Annotated in this window: 19 protein-coding genes; 10 read left to right on the forward strand and 9 right to left on the reverse strand. The window is 65.1% G+C overall.

The features are described from left to right. Positions 1–7 precede the first annotated feature (7 nt). Entirely contained in the window at positions 8–1,906 is a 1,899-nt protein-coding gene (cobT, locus tag B5M41_RS17960) for a cobaltochelatase subunit CobT (protein ID WP_134649403.1), read from the forward strand. Continuing rightward, the gene (locus tag B5M41_RS17965) at positions 1,896–2,930 is read left to right on the forward strand and encodes an esterase-like activity of phytase family protein (protein ID WP_413713179.1); all 1,035 of its coding nucleotides are present in this window, start codon (positions 1,896–1,898) and stop codon (positions 2,928–2,930) included. Before cobT ends, B5M41_RS17965 begins: the two co-directional genes overlap by 11 nt. A gap of 53 nt (positions 2,931–2,983) precedes the next feature. Here the strand turns inward: B5M41_RS17965 and B5M41_RS17970 are convergent, their stop codons facing one another. Both B5M41_RS17970 and rpmB read right to left on the reverse strand, forming a co-directional pair. Further along, complete coding sequence (locus B5M41_RS17970; protein WP_134649402.1) at positions 2,984–3,622, reverse strand: VUT family protein; 639 nt, start codon at positions 3,620–3,622, stop codon at positions 2,984–2,986. A gap of 115 nt (positions 3,623–3,737) precedes the next feature. Further along, on the reverse strand, positions 3,738–4,028 hold the full coding sequence (gene rpmB / locus B5M41_RS17975) for a 50S ribosomal protein L28 (protein WP_064331573.1): 291 nt from the start codon (positions 4,026–4,028) through the stop codon (positions 3,738–3,740). Positions 4,029–4,281: 253 nt separating this feature from the next. Here rpmB and B5M41_RS17980 point away from each other — a divergent pair, with 253 nt between their 5' ends. Together B5M41_RS17980 and yddG are read left to right on the forward strand one after the other, a co-directional pair. Then, positions 4,282–5,058 (forward strand): DUF3108 domain-containing protein, encoded by a 777-nt coding sequence (locus tag B5M41_RS17980; protein ID WP_134649401.1) that lies wholly within the window; start codon positions 4,282–4,284, stop codon positions 5,056–5,058. Positions 5,059–5,104: 46 nt separating this feature from the next. Then, positions 5,105–5,986, forward strand: coding sequence for an aromatic amino acid exporter YddG (gene yddG, locus B5M41_RS17985; protein ID WP_134649400.1), 882 nt, complete (start codon positions 5,105–5,107; stop codon positions 5,984–5,986). A 2-nt stretch (positions 5,987–5,988) separates the two neighbouring features. Here yddG and gloB read toward each other — a convergent pair whose 3' ends face one another. Continuing rightward, a complete protein-coding gene (gene gloB / locus B5M41_RS17990) occupies positions 5,989–6,753 on the reverse strand; it encodes a hydroxyacylglutathione hydrolase (protein ID WP_134649399.1) in 765 nt (254 codons plus the stop codon). A 104-nt stretch (positions 6,754–6,857) separates the two neighbouring features. Here gloB and B5M41_RS17995 point away from each other — a divergent pair, with 104 nt between their 5' ends. Together B5M41_RS17995 and B5M41_RS18000 are read left to right on the forward strand one after the other, a co-directional pair. Next, positions 6,858–7,607, forward strand: coding sequence for a class I SAM-dependent methyltransferase (locus B5M41_RS17995; protein WP_134649398.1), 750 nt, complete (start codon positions 6,858–6,860; stop codon positions 7,605–7,607). Positions 7,608–7,671: 64 nt separating this feature from the next. Then, entirely contained in the window at positions 7,672–8,601 is a 930-nt protein-coding gene (locus B5M41_RS18000; protein WP_134649397.1) for a prephenate/arogenate dehydrogenase family protein, read from the forward strand. Here the strand turns inward: B5M41_RS18000 and B5M41_RS18005 are convergent, their stop codons facing one another. Next, a complete protein-coding gene (locus tag B5M41_RS18005) occupies positions 8,602–9,609 on the reverse strand; it encodes a DUF2125 domain-containing protein (protein ID WP_134649396.1) in 1,008 nt (335 codons plus the stop codon). It abuts the gene before it with no gap. An 85-nt stretch (positions 9,610–9,694) separates the two neighbouring features. On the opposite strand from B5M41_RS18005, the gene B5M41_RS18010 reads away from it, so the two are divergent. Next, positions 9,695–10,246 (forward strand): gamma-glutamylcyclotransferase, encoded by a 552-nt coding sequence (locus B5M41_RS18010; protein WP_134649395.1) that lies wholly within the window; start codon positions 9,695–9,697, stop codon positions 10,244–10,246. Here B5M41_RS18010 and B5M41_RS18015 read toward each other — a convergent pair. The 4 genes from B5M41_RS18015 to ftsE all read right to left on the reverse strand — a co-directional run bounded on the left by B5M41_RS18015 (position 10,225) and on the right by ftsE (position 13,549). Next, complete coding sequence (locus tag B5M41_RS18015) at positions 10,225–11,034, reverse strand: lysophospholipid acyltransferase family protein (protein WP_134649394.1); 810 nt, start codon at positions 11,032–11,034, stop codon at positions 10,225–10,227. The genes B5M41_RS18010 and B5M41_RS18015 overlap by 22 nt on opposite strands. A 74-nt stretch (positions 11,035–11,108) precedes the next feature. Further along, a complete protein-coding gene (locus B5M41_RS18020; protein WP_370359055.1) occupies positions 11,109–11,810 on the reverse strand; it encodes a YdcF family protein in 702 nt (233 codons plus the stop codon). A 70-nt stretch (positions 11,811–11,880) separates the two neighbouring features. Continuing rightward, on the reverse strand, positions 11,881–12,876 hold the full coding sequence (locus B5M41_RS18025; RefSeq protein WP_370340536.1) for a cell division protein FtsX: 996 nt from the start codon (positions 12,874–12,876) through the stop codon (positions 11,881–11,883). Positions 12,877–12,889: 13 nt separating this feature from the next. After that, complete coding sequence (ftsE, locus tag B5M41_RS18030; protein WP_134649392.1) at positions 12,890–13,549, reverse strand: cell division ATP-binding protein FtsE; 660 nt, start codon at positions 13,547–13,549, stop codon at positions 12,890–12,892. A 183-nt stretch (positions 13,550–13,732) separates the two neighbouring features. Here ftsE and B5M41_RS18035 point away from each other — a divergent pair, with 183 nt between their 5' ends. From B5M41_RS18035 to B5M41_RS18045, 3 genes are all read left to right on the forward strand, one after another. After that, the gene (locus B5M41_RS18035; protein WP_134649391.1) at positions 13,733–14,398 is read left to right on the forward strand and encodes a hypothetical protein; all 666 of its coding nucleotides are present in this window, start codon (positions 13,733–13,735) and stop codon (positions 14,396–14,398) included. Positions 14,399–14,444: 46 nt separating this feature from the next. Continuing rightward, the gene (hpt, locus tag B5M41_RS18040; protein WP_134649390.1) at positions 14,445–14,999 is read left to right on the forward strand and encodes a hypoxanthine phosphoribosyltransferase; all 555 of its coding nucleotides are present in this window, start codon (positions 14,445–14,447) and stop codon (positions 14,997–14,999) included. A 94-nt stretch (positions 15,000–15,093) separates the two neighbouring features. After that, the gene (locus tag B5M41_RS18045) at positions 15,094–15,453 is read left to right on the forward strand and encodes a response regulator (protein ID WP_134649389.1); all 360 of its coding nucleotides are present in this window, start codon (positions 15,094–15,096) and stop codon (positions 15,451–15,453) included. 10 nt (positions 15,454–15,463) lie between these two features. Here B5M41_RS18045 and B5M41_RS18050 read toward each other — a convergent pair whose 3' ends face one another. Further along, the gene (locus tag B5M41_RS18050) at positions 15,464–18,076 is read right to left on the reverse strand and encodes a TIGR02302 family protein (RefSeq protein WP_134649388.1); all 2,613 of its coding nucleotides are present in this window, start codon (positions 18,074–18,076) and stop codon (positions 15,464–15,466) included. Positions 18,077–18,134 lie beyond the last annotated feature (58 nt).

The raw sequence follows: 18,134 nt of genomic DNA on the forward strand, positions 1-18,134 counted from the left end.
GAAGCGCATGGCAGCTCGCGGAGACAATTCGAAGCCGAGGCCCGGCGGCGTGGTCGACATGGAACCGTTCCGCCGCGCGGTGACGGGCTGTGTGCGCGCCGTCTCCGGCGATGCGGAGGTGGAGGTCACCTTCGCCAACGAACGCCCCGGCATGACGGGCGAGCGCATCCGCCTGCCGGAACTCAGCAAGCGTCCCTCGCCGGCCGAAGTCGCGCTCACCCGCGGCCTCGGCGATTCCATGGCGCTGCGCAAGGCCTGCCATGACGCCCGCGTCCACGCCACCATGTCGCCGCAGGGTGCCGATGCCCGCGCCATCTTCGATGCCGTCGAGCAGGCGCGCGTCGAGGCCATCGGCTCCAATCGCATGCAGGGCATGGCGCAGAACCTGAACGTCGTGCTGTCGGAAAAATACGCCAAGGCCAATTTCGGCGCGATCACCCGTCAGGCCGATGCGCCGCTCGAGGAGGCCGTGGCGCTTCTGGTGCGCGAGAAGCTGACGGGGCAGGCCCCGCCCGCATCCGCCGGCCAGGTGGTCGACCTCTGGCGCGATTTCATCACCGACAAGGCCGGCAAGGACATGGAGGGCCTGTCGGCCGCCATCAACGACCAGCAGGCCTTCTCCCGCGTCGTGCGCAACATGCTCGCATCGATGAACGTCGCCGAGCAGTACGGCGACGACGAGACCGAGCCCGACGACAGCCAGACGCCCGAGGACGAGAACCAGCCGCGCAGCGACGAGCAGGAGGACAGCGAGAGCCAGGAAGACGCCGGCGACGACAGCGCCCCTGCTGACGAGAACGAGACGTCCGACGAGCAGATGGAAGAAGGCGAGATGGACGGCGCGGAAATCTCCGACGACGATCTCGCTGACGACGACGGCGACGAGACGGACAAGCCCGGCGAAGTCCGCCGCCCCAACCAGCCCTTCTCCGATTTCAACGAGAAGGTGGACTACACGGTCTTCACGCAGGAATTCGACGAGACCATCACCGCGGAGGAGCTGTGCGACGAGGCGGAGCTCGACCGCCTGCGCGCCTTCCTCGACAAGCAGCTCGCCCATCTCCAGGGCGCCGTCGGCCGCCTCGCCAACCGCCTGCAACGCCGCCTGATGGCGCAGCAGAACCGTGCCTGGGAATTCGACCTTGAGGAAGGCTATCTCGACAGCGCCCGCCTGCAGCGCATCATCATCGATCCGATGCAGCCGCTCTCCTTCAAGCGCGAGAAGGACACGACCTTCCGCGATACGGTCGTGACGCTGCTCATCGACAATTCCGGCTCCATGCGCGGCCGGCCGATCACCGTTGCCGCCACCTGCGCCGATATCCTCGCACGCACGCTGGAGCGCTGCGGCGTGAAGGTCGAGATCCTCGGCTTCACCACCAAGGCCTGGAAGGGCGGCCAGTCGCGCGAGAAGTGGCTCGGCAGCGGCAAGCCGCAATCGCCCGGCCGCCTCAACGACCTGCGCCACATCGTCTACAAGGCTGCCGACGCGCCGTGGCGGCGCGCCCGCCGCAACCTCGGCCTGATGATGCGCGAAGGCCTGCTCAAGGAAAACATCGACGGCGAAGCGCTGATCTGGGCCCATGATCGCCTTCTGGCGCGGCCCGAGCAGCGCCGCATCCTGATGATGATTTCCGACGGCGCGCCGGTCGATGATTCCACGCTTTCGGTGAACCCCGGCAATTATCTCGAACGGCACCTGCGCGCCGTCATCGAGCAGATCGAAACCCGCTCGCCGGTCGAGCTTCTGGCCATCGGCATCGGCCATGACGTCACGCGCTACTACCGCCGCGCCGTCACGATCGTCGATGCCGACGAACTGGCCGGCGCGATGACGGAGCAGCTTGCCTCCCTCTTCGCCGACGAGACGACGAGCAGCCGCCCGGCCCGCCGCCGTGCGGGCTAGTCCGGCGCCCGCCCGGCAATCCCTGCTGCAACGGCTTGCAGGAGCGGCGCTCTGCGCCGCCCTTTGCCTGCCTGCCGCGCGTCCGGCCGCAGCCGACGTCATCGATGTCCCCGTTGTCAACCGCGCCTTCTCACAGTTCATGCTCGGATCGGACCGGCGCGTCTTCGGCAAGCTCGAATTCCTCGGCGGCATCAGTTACACCTCGAGCACCAACCTGCTCGGCTCCATCTCGGCGATCCGTTTCCGCGGGGATCGCGAACATTTTGTCACCGTGCTCGATACCGGTCACTGGCTGACCGGCCGCATCGAACGGGATGCCGAGGGACGGTTGAGCGGCATCATCGACGTGAAAACGCGCTCCATGTTCGACCGCAACGGCCAGGACGAGCGCGTCAAGAACAGGATGGATGCCGAAGGACTCGCACTCGTCGATGGGGAGGCGTTGGTTTCCTTCGAGGTCTATCACCGGATCGACGCCTATCCCGATCCCGGCTTCATGAAGGCACGGCCGAAGCGCCGCATCCCCTTCCTGATCGACCCGAAGGAGTTGCGCTTCAACCGCGGCATGGAGACGCTTGCCCTGTCGCCTGCGGCCGGGCCGCTGGGTGGCGCGCTCGTCACAGTCACCGAACGCAGCCTCGATCCCGACGGCAATGTCTTCGCCGCCGTGCTTTCCGGACCGCGCGCCGGCATCTTCTTCGTCAAGCGCAACGATCCCTGGGACATCACCGACGGCGCTTTCCTGCCGAACGGCGACCTGATCCTCCTGGAGCGGCGGTTCCGCCTGGCGGACGGCATGGGCATGCGCATCCGCCGCATCGACGGCAATACGATCCGGCCCGGCGCGGTCGTCGATGGCGAAGTGCTGATCGACGCCGATCTCAGCCAGCAGATCGACAATATGGAAGGGCTGGACGTGGTGGTGATGGGGCCGGACGATATCCGGATCATTGTCGTGTCCGACGACAACCACTCCATTCTCCAGCGCAACCTGATGCTGGAATTCCGGCTGCTTGCCGATTGAAAAAGCCGCCCGCTTTCGGGCGGGCGGCTATCATCCGGTAGCTAAAGATGTTCTCAGGCGACTTTTTCGACGCTGGGCATCGGCTTCAGCTTGGTCATCAGCGCGCCATAGGGCAGCAGCATGACCACGCCGACGAGCACCTTCACCGAGAAGTCGCCCATGGCCCATGAAATCCAGCGCGGCGCCTCGGCCTGGAAGATGCCGAGGATCGGCGCCCAGGCGATGGCGAAATCGTCGTTTGGCCCGAAGATCGAGAAGACCGGCGCGAAAGCGAAGGAAAAGAAGATCACCGTGTCCAGAACCGAGCCGATCAGCGAGGCGATCAGCGGCGCGCGCCACCAGCTCTGCCGGCGCAACCGGTTGAAGACCGCGATATCGAGCAGTTGGCCGGCGAGGAACGCCGAGCCGGAGGCAATCGCGATGCGCGGCATCGACACGGCAAACGAGAAGGCCACCGCCACCACAAAACCCGCCGCGACGACCCGGCGCGCAACGCGCGGGCCGAACTGCCGGTTGGTCAGGTCCGTGATGAGAAAGGCGACGGGATAGGTGAACGCGCCGTAGGTCAGAAGATCGCCAAGCGCGATGCCGAAGAGCTCTCCCGACAGCGGGTATTGCACCAGCACGTTGGAGGCGACGACCACGGCGGTCATCAGGAGGACATAGATAAGGGTAATGCGGTTCGCTAGCATTTTTTTATCCTGGGTGATGCCACCAGTTGGATTGATAATGATTTGCTCAACGCATTGAGGCCTGCCCGATGACCGGTCAAGCCTCAATGAGAATGCGTTGGCTCAGTGCCCGAAATCAGGCAGCAGCAGCGGTCTTCTTGGCGATCTGGCGGCGCAGCAGACGAGCGCGCATCGACAGTTCGTTCTCTTCAGCCTTCAGAAGGAAGGCATCGAGGCCACCGCGGTGCTCGACGGAGCGCAGGGCAGCAGCCGAAACGCGAAGACGGAAACGCTGGCCGAGGGCGTCGGAAATCAGCGTGACATTGCACAGGTTCGGCAGGAACTTGCGCTTCGTCTTGTTGTTTGCGTGGCTCACATTGTTGCCCGACTGGACGCCCTTGCCGGTCAATTCGCAACTACGGGACATGGTACACCTATTTGTTCTTGTTCAGGACAACACGTTTCCGGCAGCGAAACCGGCCGCAGTCCGTCTGGCCTTTTTGGAAAGTTGCGGTTCTATAGTCACACTGGCCGGCGACGTCAAGCCAAACCTGCGCGCAGGCTGGAAATCAGTTGCCAAGCCGCCCGATTCGCGGGAATAGCAGAACACGCTGAAATTCTCCACGGCCTATAATCGCCGCAATGGCAGGCTAGGCGAAGCGTTTGAACGGGAGCGCCAGATGAACAAGCAGGGTTGGATTGCCGGTGCGGTCGCGTCGCTTGCCTTGATGGTGGGTGCTGCACCCGTTTCGGCGGAAGAAATCCTGCATCGCACGGAGTACAGCATCCGCCTTTCCGGCCTTCCGGTGGCGACGGCGAGCTTCCGTTCCGCCTTCGACGGACGGCGCTATTCCATTTCCGGCAGCATGAGCTCCGCCGGTCTGGCGGATATCTTTGCCAGGACGAAGGGCACGACCACGGTCTCGGGCATCGTCAGCCGCGACCGGCTGCGCGCCACGTCCTATTCGGTGAACTACCAGAGCGGAAAGCGCGGCCGGGCCATCGACGTCACCTTCCGCAACGGCAATGTCGTCAATGCCAGCATGGTGCCGCCGCGCAAGAAGCCGGAAAACTGGGTGCCGGTCTCCACGGCCGACATGCGTTCCGTGCTCGATCCGATCTCGGGGCTCATCATTCCCGCAGGCAACCGCATCTGCCCGAAGACCCTGCCGATCTTCGACGGCGAATCGCGTCTCGACCTGCGCCTGACCTCCAAGGGCACCCGGTCCTATACCACCAAGGGCTTCGCGGGCGAGGTCACGGTCTGCGGTATTCGCTTCATCCCGAAATCCGGCTACAAGAAAGGCCGCGAGGACGTGGAGTACCTGCGTCGGCTGAGCACGATGGAAATCTGGTTTGCCAAGGCCGAGGCGGCGAATGTATATGCTCCCGTTTATGTGAAGATCCCGACAAAGCTCGGTCCCGTCACCGTATCGGCCACGCGTTTCGGCGATTGAGCCTTCGGTCGGCCGGGCCCCGCTCGGCAGACCGGAGACATCGGCCTTGAAGACGCGCGCAACCCTGATCGGCTTCACCGCGATCCTGATGTGGGCGCTGCTGGCGCTGTTCACCGCCGCATCCGGCACGATGCCGCCTTTCCAGCTGTCGGCGATCTGCTTCCTGATCGGCAGCCTGCCCGGCATCGTCGTCCTGCTGGCCCGGCCGGAACGCTTGCGCCTGCTCCGGCAGCCGGCGAAGGTGTGGATCACCGGCATCCTCGGCCTGTTCGGCTATCATTTTCTCTACTTCACCGCCCTGCGCAACGCGCCGGCCGTCGAGGCAAGCCTGATCGCCTATCTCTGGCCGCTCCTCATCGTCACCGGCTCCGCGCTGCTGCCGGGTGAGCGGCTGAAGTGGAACCATATCCTCGGTACCCTGCTGGGACTGGGCGGCACGGCGCTCATCGTCGGACGCAACGGCGTTTCCTTCGACAGCGCCTATCTCGTCGGCTACGGCGCCGCCTTCCTCTGCGCCTTCACCTGGGCGGGCTATTCGCTCGCCACCCGCCGCTTCGAGGCGGTCTCGACCGATGTGGTGACCGGCTTCTGCATCGCGACCTCCATCCTGTCCCTGTTGTGCCATCTTGCACTCGAAACGACGGTCTGGCCGCAGAGCGGGTCCGAATGGCTGGCCGTCGCCGGCCTCGGCCTGCTGCCCGTAGGCGCGGCCTTCTATGCCTGGGATTTCGGCGTGAAGAACGGTGATATCCAGATCCTCGGCGCGGCCAGCTACAGCGCGCCGCTTCTCTCCACGCTGGTGCTCATCCTGTCCGGCTTTGCCGAACTATCGCTTAGCATCGGCATCGCCTGCCTGCTGGTGACAGGCGGCGCGATGCTCGCCGCCAAGGACATGATCTTCCGCAAGGCAGCCTCCAGCCCGGCCTGATCTCAGAACCGGTCCTTGCGCGCGCGGATTTCAGCGAAGACCTCCGCGTCGCTCGCCGTCTTCATGCCGAGATGCTGCCGGATCGCGGGATCGGAAGCGCGCAGGAAGGGGTTCGTCGCCTTTTCCAGACCAATCGTCGTCGGCGCCGTGAAGGCCCCCCTCGCCCGCAAAGCCTCGATCTCTTCGGCTCTGGCCCGCAAAGCGGCATTGTCAGGATCGATTGTCAGGGCGAAACGCGCATTGGACAGCGTGTATTCGTGACCGAAATAGACCACCGTTTCATCCGGCAGCGCGGCGAGCTTGGAAAGCGAATCCCACATCTGCGCCGGCGTTCCCTCGAAGAGCCGGCCGCAGCCGAGCGCAAAGAGCGTATCGGCAGCAAACAGCAGCTTGTCCTGCGGCAGGTGGAAGCAGATGTGGCCGAGCGTGTGGCCGGGCGTCAGGATGACGTCGACCGGCCGGCCGGCGAAGGTGAAGCTGTCGCCGCCATCCACCTTGCGGTCGAGACCCGGTATGGCTTCGTGCGCCGGCCCGATGATCGTCACGCCGAAACGCGCCTTGAGCGCGGCGTTCGCCTCCACATGATCCTGGTGATGATGGGTCGTGAAGATGTGGCTCAGCGTCCAGCCGCGCCGGGCCAGCGCGTCGAGGATCGCCTGCTCCTCCGGCGCATCGATGCTTGCCGTTTCCCCCGTCGCCGGATCGTGCAGGAGAACGCCGAAATTGTCGCTGCGGCAGGCGAAGAGTTCGATTTCGAGCGGGGTCATGGCGCAGTCCTTTTCATTCACCGGGTCATTCGCGGGGCGTCGGTCGGGGCGAATGTAAGGCAATCGCCCTTGAAGTCTACCGGGCCATCGCTAACATCCTTGCCATGCATGCAGATATCGTCGACCTCCGTGAGTTCTACCATTCGTCGCTTGGCCGCCTCGCCGACCATTCCATCTCCATGGCGCTCGCCTCGCTCTGGGCGCGCCTGCCGGACGAGCGGCTGGTCGGCCTCGGCTACGCCGTGCCCTATCTCGACCGGTTCCGTGCCGATACCGAACGCACCTTCGCCTTCATGCCTGCCGGCCAGGGCGCCGTGAACTGGCCTGCCGGAGAGATGTCGGCCACCGCGCTGGTCTTCGACGAGGAGCTGCCCCTGCCGGATTCCTCCGTCGACCGGATCTTGATGGTGCATTCGCTGGAATTCGCCGAAAACCCCCGCGAGACCATGAAGGAGCTGTGGCGCGTCCTGTCGCCCGGCGGACGCCTCGTCATCGTGGTGCCCAACCGGCGCGGCGTGTGGGCCCGCATGGAGCACACGCCTTTCGGCTCCGGGCGCCCCTATTCGCGCGGCCAGCTGACGGCGCTTCTGCGCGAAACCAATTTCACCCCCGGCGCATCCGCGGAAGCGCTGTTCTTCCCGCCGTCCAAGCTGCGCAGCGTGCAGAAGCTGCGCGGCGCCTTCGAGCGGGTGGGCCGCATGCTATGGCCGATGTTCTCCGGCGTCATCGTGGTGGAGGCCCAGAAGCGGCTTTACCAGGGCCTGCCGGTCGCCGCCCGCGCATCGCGCCGCGTCTTCGTTCCCGTCCTCGCCCCCCAGGGCGTGCCGACGACACGCGATCGCCTGCCGCGCTGATCCTCTCGACAAAAGCGGGCCTGCCCGTTAGAGCGGGCGGGAAAAAGCTAAAGGGCGAGACACCATGACGGACGGACATTTCGACAAGATCGCACTGATCGGCATCGGCCTCATCGGCTCGTCCATCGCACGCGCCGTCAAGCTCAAGGGCCTTGCCAAATCCGTCATCATTTCGAGCCGCAGCCAGGAGACGCTGGACCGCGCCCGGGCGCTTGACCTCGGCACCGACTACGTGCTCGACGCCGGCGAGGCCGTCGAGGATGCCGATCTCGTCATCGTCTCGGTGCCCGTCGGCGCATCCGGCAAGGTCGCCGAGGCGATCGCACCGCACCTGAAGCCGGGCGCCATCGTCACCGATGTCGGCTCCACCAAGGGCTCCGTCGTGGCGCAGATGCTGCCGCATATCCCCAAGGGCGTGCATTTCATTCCCGGCCACCCGCTGGCAGGCACGGAGCATTCCGGTCCCGATGCCGGCTTTGCCGAGCTGTTCCAGGGCCGCTGGTGCATCCTCACCCCCGTGCATGGCACCGACAAGGAGGCCAAGCGCCGGCTCGCCGCCTTCTGGGAGGCGCTCGGCTCGAAGGTGGACGAGATGGACATGGAGCACCACGACAAGGTGCTCGCCATCGTCTCGCACCTGCCGCATATCATCGCCTACAATATCGTCGGCACCGCCGACGACCTGGAGACGGTCACGGAATCGGAAGTCATCAAATATTCCGCATCCGGCTTTCGCGATTTCACGCGCCTTGCCGCTTCCGACCCCACCATGTGGCGCGACGTGTGCCTGCACAACAAGGATGCGATCCTCGAAATGCTCGCCCGCTTCTCGGAGGACCTGGCCTACTTGCAGCGCGCCATCCGCTGGGGCGACGGGGAAAAACTCTTCGATCTCTTCACCCGCACCCGCGCCATCCGCCGGTCGATCATCGACGCGGGTCAGGATACGTCTGCACCGAACTTCGGACGCCCGGTTCCCGACGAAAAGGCCTGATCAGAGCGGCGGAATTTCCGCGACGGCGAACGGCCCGAGATAGACGGTGCCCTGCTGCACGTTGAGCTTGACCACGGCCCGGTCCTGCCCGCCCGAAAGGGCACGCAGCCCGCTCGCCACACGCTGCACCGTCTTTGCCGCATCGGGAAACGTCTCGGAGATCCGGTCGCGCCACAGATCGATGCCCTCGATCGTGAGATCGACCGTACCGGAGACGTAACCGTCATTCCCGATGGAAACCGGCCCCGAAAGCGTCATCGTGCGGCCCTCGCCGAGATCGAATGTCAGGGCACGCAGTTCCGCGTTCGTCCCGAGCGGCACGCCGGCCGGCGGACCTTCCTTCGAAAGCCAACTCGCCGCATTGGCGATGGTCATGTCGACGGCCATGTTGAACGGCGGAAGCGTCTTGTTGCCGAGATCGAGCGAAAGCCCGTCCAGCGACGCCGCGACATCGAGCGCATCGCCCGACTGCCGCACATGTTTTTCGCCATGCGCCACCGAAATGCCTACGGATACGCCCTGCGACGGCGCGTTCAGCCGGCCCTTCAGGCCGTCATAGGCGATGGAGGCCCGGTCGAGGCCGGTCGTCCAGGCGACGACGCTCGCGCGCATCAGGTCCCAATTGGCGTCGAAGGCGAGATCCGGCGTCACACGGACCTGCGCGGGCCCGTCGAGTTCGATGATCCCATGCCCCGGCCGGTAGACCTGGGCGGCGGAACGCAGCGCGCCGAAACTGGCCGAAAGCCCCGCCGGACGATCATCGAGGCCGACCGAATCACAGAAGACGCCGATACGGAACGGATAGCCCCGCACCGACAGGTCCGTGCAGGACGCCGCATGCATGCCCTGTTGCGACGCGGCAAGCTCCTGTGCCACACGCTCTTTCAATTGGCTTGCGGCATAAAACCATCCGCCCGTATAGAGCGCGACGGCGACGACGATGGCAACGGCGAGCAGGATCAGCTTGCGCGTAACCCCGGATGTGTCGGCGCGGCTTGACGATGCCATACTGTTCTCCAATGGTAGCGGACGCGACGTGTCCGAATGCGCGTCAAAGCCGGCAATTGCGGCGGCTTTTAGAGAGATGGTCCCGGTGACAGTGGATATGAACGAATTCTGGGTGTTTGGCTACGGATCGCTGATGTGGAATCCGGGTTTCGAGTATGAGGAGCGGCAACCGGCCCATCTTTTCGGCTTCCGCCGTTCGCTGTGCGTGCGCTCCTGGGTCCATCGCGGCACCGAGGAAAAACCCGGCCTGGTGCTCGGCCTCGACCGGGGCGGGTCCTGCCGCGGCGTGGCGTTCCGCGTGGCGCCCCAGGCCCGGGATGCCGTCGTCGATTATCTGCGCGAGCGCGAACTCGTGACCCATGTCTACAAGGAGCGCACGCTGCCTGCCACGCTCGGCGACGGGCGTCGCGTTTCCACGCTCACCTATATCTGCGACCGCGCCCATCACCAGTTTGCCGGATCGCTCTCCGTCGATGAGGCGGCGCGGACCATCAGCACCGCGGTCGGCAAGTCAGGGCACAACATGGATTACGTGCGCAACACGCTGTCGCATCTGCGCGAAATGGGCATCCGCGACCATTGGTTGGAGGATGTTGGCCGGACGGCCGAAGGCCTTTACGCCCGCATCTCCGCCTGACCGGGCGTTCCCGCCTTCAGTTCCGCCAGCCGCTTGACGGCTGTCGGCGGCAGTATGAGATGCGGATTGGCCTCGACGGTCTCGACGAGCAGCTTGTCGCTGGCCGTCTCCATGGCGTCGACGAGATGGGCAAGGAACGCATCGGGATCCATGCCCGGCGCGATGGCCGGCAGGATCTGTACCTTGAAATGGCCCGGCTGGCGTATGAACTTGCGGCGCGGCCAGAACAGGCCCGGATGCATCACCACGGGCACGACCGGCACCTGCAGATCACGATAGAGCCGCGCGATGCCGTACTTGTATTCCGGCGGCGCACCCGGCGGGCGGCGCGTGCCTTCCGGATAGATGATCAGCTGGCGCCCGGCATTCATTTCCGCCTTGGTGCGCTCCATGACGGCCGTCATCACCTTGCCGCGCGCGCCGCGGTTCACCGGCACCATGCGCTGCTTCTTGATGTACCAGCCGAACAGCGGGATCCAGGTCAGCTCGCGCTTGAGAATGTAGAACGGGTCGCTGAGCCAGGGCAGCAGAGCATAGGCATCCCAGAAGGACTGGTGCTTCGGCGCGAAGATGTAGCCGCCCGCCGGAATGTTCTCCAGCCCTTCGATCTCGAATGTCGCGCCGACGATGACCTTGAAAAGCCAATGGTTGCTGCGTGCCCAGAACTTGGGGACGAAGTAGGCCTTCTTGCGCGGCAGCAGGAAGTAGATCGGCGTGAAGATGATCATCTGCACGATGAGATTGAGATAGAAGACGGCGTTGAAAAGCACGGAGCGGAAAGCGATCATCGGGCGGCCTGTGAACGGAACATGCTCCGCCCTACACGATATTGCCGGACGGGGAAACTCCCGCCCGATCGATGTCAGCCGCCTTCGATATCGCCCCGAAGCCCCGACCAGCTGCGCGCACCCGCAAATGCCCTTATCTGCGCGAGGCTGTACTTCACATATTCGGAAAGCATCGCCTTCAGCACGCCCGGCTGGCGCAGCCAGTTGCCGTTCTTGAGATCCGTGTTGACGACGGGATAGGCGATGAACTCGGTCTGCGGATCGCTGGCCTTCAGCTCGAGCAGGCTGCGCGGCATATGATAGTTGTTGGTGACGACGAGAACGCGCCGGAACCGGTGATCGTTGATCCAGCGCGCCGCCTCGTTGGCATTGCCCACCGTGTCGATGGCATCATAGCCCATGTCGACGCAGCATTCGAACAGTGTCGAGGAGCTCTGGGTCAGCTTGCGCAGCTGGTTGCCGCTTGTCGACGGGTTGGCCCCGGAGATCAGCAGGCGCCCGCCGGCGCCTTTCTTCAGAAGGTCGATGGCGTGGTCGATGCGCTGATAACCGCCCGTCAGCACGACGATGGCATCGGCCTTGGGATCATCGGGCGTTTCGAGCCCTGCCACCGTTTCGGCGAAATACAGGAAACCCGCGCTTCCCAGGATGGCGACCAGCAGGATAACCGCAAGAATGGCGCGCACAAGAAGCCGCACGGGGCCCTTGCGCCTCCGTCGCCCGTCCTGCAGCAGCCCGTTGGGCATGCCGGCCTTTGCCTGATCCAGCATGTTCATGATTCTGTCCATAGAACCGGATTAAGGCAAGCCCTAGTCCGTTTCACGACGGTGATAGACTGCGCCCATATCATGAGTCGGGCAGTTGATCGGTACGGGATGGATCCGAGCGGATCTGGTCGATTTCATGGATCGTGCGCATCACCGTGAAGCGGGCCGTCAGCGTGGTCAGGAGCGCGATAACAGCGATGGTTCCGGCAATGCCGAGATAGCCCGTGAGCCCCATGGAGAAGCTGCCGAACAGTGCGGTCGCCTGGTCGCTCTGGGGTGTGGCGATCGCCCGTCCCTGCCAGAAACCCGCAACGGCGAAGAACAGCGCGGCCAGCAAGCCGCCGGCAAGCGAACCCTTGAGGCTGATCTTCAGGAAGTGCTTCTGGAATTCGGATGCGACGAAGCCCGCTTCCGCGCCCACGAAATGCAGCACTTCCACGATATGCCTGTTGCCGGACAGCGCACCGCGCGTCGCAAACACCACCGTCAGCACCATGGCCGAGAAGACCAGCACGAGAACGCCGGTGCCGATGAAGGCGGTCGTGCGCGCCATGGCCACCAGGCGATCGACCCAGGTGCGGTGATCGTCAAGGAAGGCCTGGGGGATCTTCTGCGACAGCGCCGCCCGCATCGCGGTGAAATCCGGCGGGCTCTGCTCGTCGATGGTGACGATGACGAGGCGCGGCACCGGCAGCTCGTCGATGTCAAGTCCGTCTCCGAGCCAGGGTTGCAGAAGGCGCGCGGTCGCTGCCTTGTCGACGATCGTGCCGTCCCGCGTCCCGGTGAAGGTCAGCGCGAGGTCGCGCGCATCCTTCAGCGCCTGTTCCATGTCGAGATTGTCGTCCGGCTTGATCTGGATGGTGATCTCGCGGGAAATCTCGCTCTGCCAGCTCGCCGCCGTCGCCCGCACCATGCTGACGGCGCCGAAGGTGAGGCAGGCGAGAAAGGCCATGATGGCGATGACGAGCATCAGCGCGTTGCCGGACACGTTCGACGGCGGCACGATGGGTGCGGTGGGCCGCACGCGCATTTCCGGCCGGCGGGCCGGCTGCTCGGTCTCGGCGGTGTCGCGCATATCTCTCTGCAAGTCACTCATAGATGTCGAGCCGTCCCTGCGAGAGGATCATGCGCCGCGCCTCGACCTGATCCATCAAGGAGAGGTCGTGCGTGGCGATCACCACGGCGGTCCCCAGCCGGTTGAGTTCGAGGAAGAGGCTGAGTAGCCGGCGCGCCATCGGCGGATCGACGTTACCGGTCGGCTCGTCGGCCAGAAGCAATTCCGGCCGGTCGATGAGCGCGCGCGCGATAGCCGCGCGCTGCTTTTCCCCGCCCGACAGGACAGGCGGCAGAACGTTGATTCGCTCACCGAGCCCGACCCATTTCAAGAGTTCCAGCACGTCGGCGCGGTAGCTGATCTCTTCCTTGCCGCGCACGCGCAGCGGCAGCGCGACGTTCTCGTAGGTCGTCAGGTGATCAAGCAGGCGGAAATCCTGGAAGACGATACCGATTCGCCGGCGCAGCATGGGCAGTTCGTCACGCGGGATGGTCGAGATTTCCCGGTCGAAGCTGCGGATGATGCCGCGGGTCGGCTGAAGCGACAGGAAAAGCAGACGCAGAAGCGTCGTCTTGCCGGCACCTGACGGCCCGGTGAGGAACTGGAAGGACCGGCGCGGAATATCGAAGGTCAGGTCACGGAGGATCTCCGGTCCCATTCCATAGCGCAGCCCGACATTCTCGAAATGAATCAATGGTCAATCCGGTTCTAGAGACGATCACCCAGCGGTACCGCGGTCGACGTCGCACAGGAAAGCGGCTCTTTCACGGTCAGGTTTCCGAAGCATTAACCAGTATGGTTTACGTTTCGTAAGGATTTCATTCAATGCCCGACTTTTCGCCTGGACTATGCGGGAAGGCGGCGACGGGAGGTGGCGATGAACGCCTTCAAAATCAAGCGTGAAGCGAAAAGCCGGGTCGATCTCCTGCCGCCCGAACCCGGGGCAAAGGGGGCAAGCCGCGCCGAGCGGTTTTCCAAAAGAACAGACGTCGTGGACGCCGATTTCGTGGTGATTCGCAGCGCCGCCAGCCGGACGTCGAACGACAATCACCGCAGGCGGCCCGCAACGCCCGCCCGCCCGATGTCGGACCATCCGCTGTTCCGGCTGGGTGCGGCCTGTGCCCGCCTTTGCGAAGCCGCACTCCAGCGTCTTCCGGGCCGCGCCTTTGCCGGGCTCGTCACACTTGCCTTCCTCTTCGTCTTCGCTTTTGCCGGTGGGCTGACGGCGCTCAAGGCGGCCATCCTGCCGACCGCGCAGGCGGATGTGCTGAACCTGACCGATATCGCCGCGATGGTGGACGACCGCAACGGCATGAAAGTGCTCACCGTCTATGGCCGCCTGGCGAACACGGGCAACAGCGTGAAGGCCGTGCCGCCGCTCGACGTCGTGCTGGAAGGCAGCGGCACGCGCCGGATCGTGCTCGATGCCGAAACGATCGCGCCCGGTGGCGCCGAGCACTTCGCGCTGCGCATCCCGCACAGCGGCGGAAAAGTACCGAAAGTCTCGGTTTCCCTCGCGCGCGAGGGTGCACCGGCCACCTGACTGTGCTAATCGGCTCCTTCATATCCATCCAGGGAGCCGCCACGCGATGCAGATTGTCCGCGGAAAGAAGATCGAAACGCTCTATGATGCTGGGCAGATCGCCAAGCGCAACGAAGAGCTTGCCGCACAGATCGCCGCCGGCCCGACGCAGGATCTCCTCGTCATCGCCGTTCTGAAGGGCTCCTTCATCTTCGCGGCCGACCTCACCCGCGCGCTGCATGCTGCCGGCCTCGCGCCCGAAGTCGAGTTCATCACGCTGTCGAGCTACGGCACGGGCACCGTCTCGCAAGGCGTGAAGGTCATCAAGGACATCGACAGCGACGTGCATGGCCGCGATATCCTGCTCATCGACGACATCCTGGAATCCGGCCGCACGCTGAGCTTCGCCAAGGAGCTGATGTACGAGCGCGGCGCGCGCAACGTCACCATCGCCGTGCTGCTCGACAAGCGCGAGAAGCGCAAGACCGACCTGGAAGCGGACTATGTCGGCTTCGAATGCCCGGACCATTTCGTCGTCGGATACGGCATGGACGTCGCCTACGCTTTCCGCGAATTGCCCTTCGTCGGCGTCGTCACCGGCGACGCCGACCAGGAGAGCTGAAAACACGCCGCACGCTAATTCCCCCCGTCGTTCGTTTACCGATCGACAAGGAAAGTCTGGTCTTGTCGTGCCGGACTGACTGAAAGGGAATATGATGGCGAAGATCCTGATCACGGAAGACGAGGATTCGCTGCGTCTCTTCGTGGCGCGCGCATTGCGGCTGGACGGCCATGAGACCGTGGAGGCGCCCGATGGCGCCGCAGGGCTCGATGCCCTCACGGAAGGCGGCTTCGACCTCCTGCTGTCCGATATCCGCATGCCTGTCATGGACGGTATCGAACTGGCGCACAAGGCGTCCGCGGCGCATCCTGCCCTCAAGATCCTGCTGATGACCGGTTATGCCGAACAGCGCGAACGCGCCGACGACCTCGCCTCGAAGATCGTCGATGTCGTGAGCAAGCCGTTCAGCCTGCCGGATATCCGGCGCGCCGTGGCGCAGGCGCTGGCCGCCTGATCATCCGCGTTCAACGGATACCGAGCAGCCGCTCCAGATAATCCCGCTCGAAGCCCGGCGCGGCACCCGTGCCGAGACGGCGGCGGATTTCATCGAGAATTTCGCGCGCCCGCTGGATGTCGATCTCTTCCGGGATCTTCGTCTGTCCGCCGGTGTCCGGACCGCGACCATTGACGTTGCGGTCACGGCCAAGGGGATCGCGCCCGTTGCGCCCGGCCTGCGGAACGCCCATGCCCTGCCCCTGGCCCTCACCCATCGCCTGCATCTGGCTCATCATGCTCTGCGCACCCTGACGCAGCGCCTCCAGCGCGCGGCCCTGGCTGCCCACCGCTGATTCGCCCTGGCTTTGGCCCAGCGCTTCGGAGGCGCCCTTCATCTCGCGGCCGGCCTGGCCGAAACCTTCGCCGGGATCGAGGCCCATGCCCTTCAGGGCCTGCTCGACCTCACCGAGTTGCTTGCCGAGCGCGTCCTGCTGCTCCCTCAGCTTCTTCAGCGCATCGCGCAGCTGTTCGGCCGTCATCCGGTCCGTCTCCTGCTGCCCGGCGCCGTTGTCGCCCTGCTGCTGCTGTTGTTCACCGTCCTCGCCCGGCATCGGGTCGCCCATCTGCTGGCGGTCCCGCAGCGCCTGGTCGAGCTTGAAGGTCTCTTCCATCAGCTGCTGCTGTTTGCGCATGAGTTCGCCGAGCTTGTCCATCTCCTGGCGCATGGCGTCGTTCTGCTGACCCTGCTGGCCTTGCTGCGGCCGGCCGGCCTGCAGGTTGTTCATCATGCGCTGGAGGTCGGAGAGCATCTGCTGCGCCTGGTCGCGAGCGCCGGAGCGCGCCAGGTTCTCGATCTGGTCCATCATGCGCTGGAGATCCTGCTGACGCAGGATCTGGCCCTGCTGCTGCGCATTCTCACGCATCTGTCCGTTCTTCGCAGCCTGCCGGGCGAGCTCCTGCATATAGGCCTGCATCGCCTCGCGCAGCTCCTGCATGAGCTTTGCGACCTCCTCGTCCGGCGCATTGCGCTCCAGCGCCTCCGAAAGCGCCTTTTGAGCGTCGCGCAGCCGGCGGTCGGCGAGCGACAGGTTGCCGTCCTCGATGCCGAGCGCGATTTCCCAGAGATAATCTGCCACTTCGCGCAGCTGGTCGTCCGTACGGGCGAGCTTCATGCGGGCATTGGCCGATTGCAGAAGCAGATAATGCGTCGGGTTCGGAATGGTCTCTTCCGGCCGGATCATCAGCGCCTCGTTGAGCGCGATGGCATGGGGCAGCTGGTTGGCGTCGAGCGCGAAGACCTGCCGCTGCTCGGCGACGGCGGCGGCGAGCGGCTCGAAGAAGGCCTTCGCCGGCAGCACCATTTCCACGGGTTGGCTGCGGCCCTCCTGTCCCGCCGCATCCGTGGCGACGAGCGTGATCTTCACGCGCTTGCCGGCCAGCGGATGTTCGGAAAGGTTACGGCTTGTCGTGCCCTTGGCTTCGCGCGCCGCGCGGCGCGGCAGGTCGAGTCTGTATTCGGGCAGCGGATAGAGCGGCCGCGCCTCCTTGGGCTGGTCGACCGGCACGATCTCGGCATGAGCCTCCTGGAGCCCGTAGTCGTCCTTGGCGATGAAGCTGATGTCCAGCGCCGCCGTGACGGTGGCCTTCGGGATGCCGTCGAAGGCGATCTCCGGCACCCTGTCGGGAATGACGGTAAACGACCACGAGCGGCCGTCGACGGTCAGCGTCCCATCCTTCTGGATGCTGTAATGCATGGTCCTGGCGGCATCGGCGACCGCAACCGGTGGCGTGTCTTCGTTTTTCTCGGCCTCCGCCGTCTCATCCTTCGGCTTGGCCTCCTCGGGACGGATGGCCGTCGCGGCGGTCTCGCCCGCCGCCTGGTAGGTTGCCTGCTCGTTGCCGCTGCCGCCCGTCACGCGAACCGTCAGTTCGCTGAACTGCGGAATGCGGACTTCGCCCGTCACCGCCTCGCCCTGCCCGTTGCCGGTCAGAAAGACGGGCGCGCGCGACGTGTGCGCCGGCGGCGTCACCCAGGCATCGATGCGCACATCCGGCGCCGCCTCGACGGGCGCGCGAACGGAAACGACATCGGCCAGAAGGCCGCCGCGGTTGGAATAGGAGAAGGCAAAGGCGATGGCGACGAGCAGCACCGGCAGCGCGCGCAGCGCATGGCGGTCGTGGCGTGCGATGTCCGGCTCCGGGGCGCCGGTGCGCAGGGCGCCGACCATGCGGGCCATGCGCGCCTGGTGCTCGCGCCACAAGGCGTCCGCGAAGGCATCGCCCCCCGCCGGCCGGTCGTCCTGCACGCGGATAGCCTGGTGAGCAAGCGCATTGCGCGCTTCCAGCATGCGGTCGGCGGCATCGGCCGAGGGCCAGACAAGGCCGCGCAGCCGCAGAAGCAGGAGGGTTGCACCGAGCGCGAAGGCAGTGAGCGTCGCGATGTGCAGCCAAGCCGGCACGTGGCGGAAATAGCCGAACCAGGTCAGCGCCAGGAAACCCGCCGCGAGCATGAGGACCGGCAAAAGCCGCGGCGCCAGCGCCTCGAGATAGAGCACGATCTTGGCGGCGAGGCGCTTGCCCGCAAGCCGGCGCCCCAGCGAATTGCCGGTCGCCTCCCTCTTGCGCTGCTCTTCAATTGCCATCGTTCACCGCTCGCCGTCGCCTGTTGTCAGGTCTTCGAGGATAACATGCTTTGTGGCG

The sequence above is a fragment of the Shinella sumterensis genome, from assembly GCF_004514425.2.
Classification (GTDB): Bacteria; Pseudomonadota; Alphaproteobacteria; order Rhizobiales; family Rhizobiaceae; genus Shinella; species Shinella sumterensis.

What these genes read in the sequence shown, in the direction of transcription:
- B5M41_RS18050 (WP_134649388.1), bottom strand. Translation starts at nt 18,076, where the DNA reads ATGGCAATTGAAGAGCAGCGCAAGAGGGAGGCGACCGGCAATTCGCTG.
- B5M41_RS17980 (WP_134649401.1), top strand. Translation starts at nt 4,282, where the DNA reads ATGAACAAGCAGGGTTGGATTGCCGGTGCGGTCGCGTCGCTTGCCTTG.
- B5M41_RS18005 (WP_134649396.1), bottom strand. Translation starts at nt 9,609, where the DNA reads ATGGCATCGTCAAGCCGCGCCGACACATCCGGGGTTACGCGCAAGCTG.
- B5M41_RS18025 (WP_370340536.1), bottom strand. Translation starts at nt 12,876, where the DNA reads ATGCGCGACACCGCCGAGACCGAGCAGCCGGCCCGCCGGCCGGAAATG.
- B5M41_RS18000 (WP_134649397.1), top strand. Translation starts at nt 7,672, where the DNA reads ATGACGGACGGACATTTCGACAAGATCGCACTGATCGGCATCGGCCTC.
- B5M41_RS18035 (WP_134649391.1), top strand. Translation starts at nt 13,733, where the DNA reads ATGAACGCCTTCAAAATCAAGCGTGAAGCGAAAAGCCGGGTCGATCTC.
- gloB (WP_134649399.1), bottom strand. Translation starts at nt 6,753, where the DNA reads ATGACCCCGCTCGAAATCGAACTCTTCGCCTGCCGCAGCGACAATTTC.
- rpmB (WP_064331573.1), bottom strand. Translation starts at nt 4,028, where the DNA reads ATGTCCCGTAGTTGCGAATTGACCGGCAAGGGCGTCCAGTCGGGCAAC.
- B5M41_RS17970 (WP_134649402.1), bottom strand. Translation starts at nt 3,622, where the DNA reads ATGCTAGCGAACCGCATTACCCTTATCTATGTCCTCCTGATGACCGCC.
- B5M41_RS17995 (WP_134649398.1), top strand. Translation starts at nt 6,858, where the DNA reads ATGCATGCAGATATCGTCGACCTCCGTGAGTTCTACCATTCGTCGCTT.
- cobT (WP_134649403.1), top strand. Translation starts at nt 8, where the DNA reads ATGGCAGCTCGCGGAGACAATTCGAAGCCGAGGCCCGGCGGCGTGGTC.
- B5M41_RS18045 (WP_134649389.1), top strand. Translation starts at nt 15,094, where the DNA reads ATGGCGAAGATCCTGATCACGGAAGACGAGGATTCGCTGCGTCTCTTC.
- hpt (WP_134649390.1), top strand. Translation starts at nt 14,445, where the DNA reads ATGCAGATTGTCCGCGGAAAGAAGATCGAAACGCTCTATGATGCTGGG.
- B5M41_RS18015 (WP_134649394.1), bottom strand. Translation starts at nt 11,034, where the DNA reads ATGATCGCTTTCCGCTCCGTGCTTTTCAACGCCGTCTTCTATCTCAAT.
- B5M41_RS18020 (WP_370359055.1), bottom strand. Translation starts at nt 11,810, where the DNA reads ATGAACATGCTGGATCAGGCAAAGGCCGGCATGCCCAACGGGCTGCTG.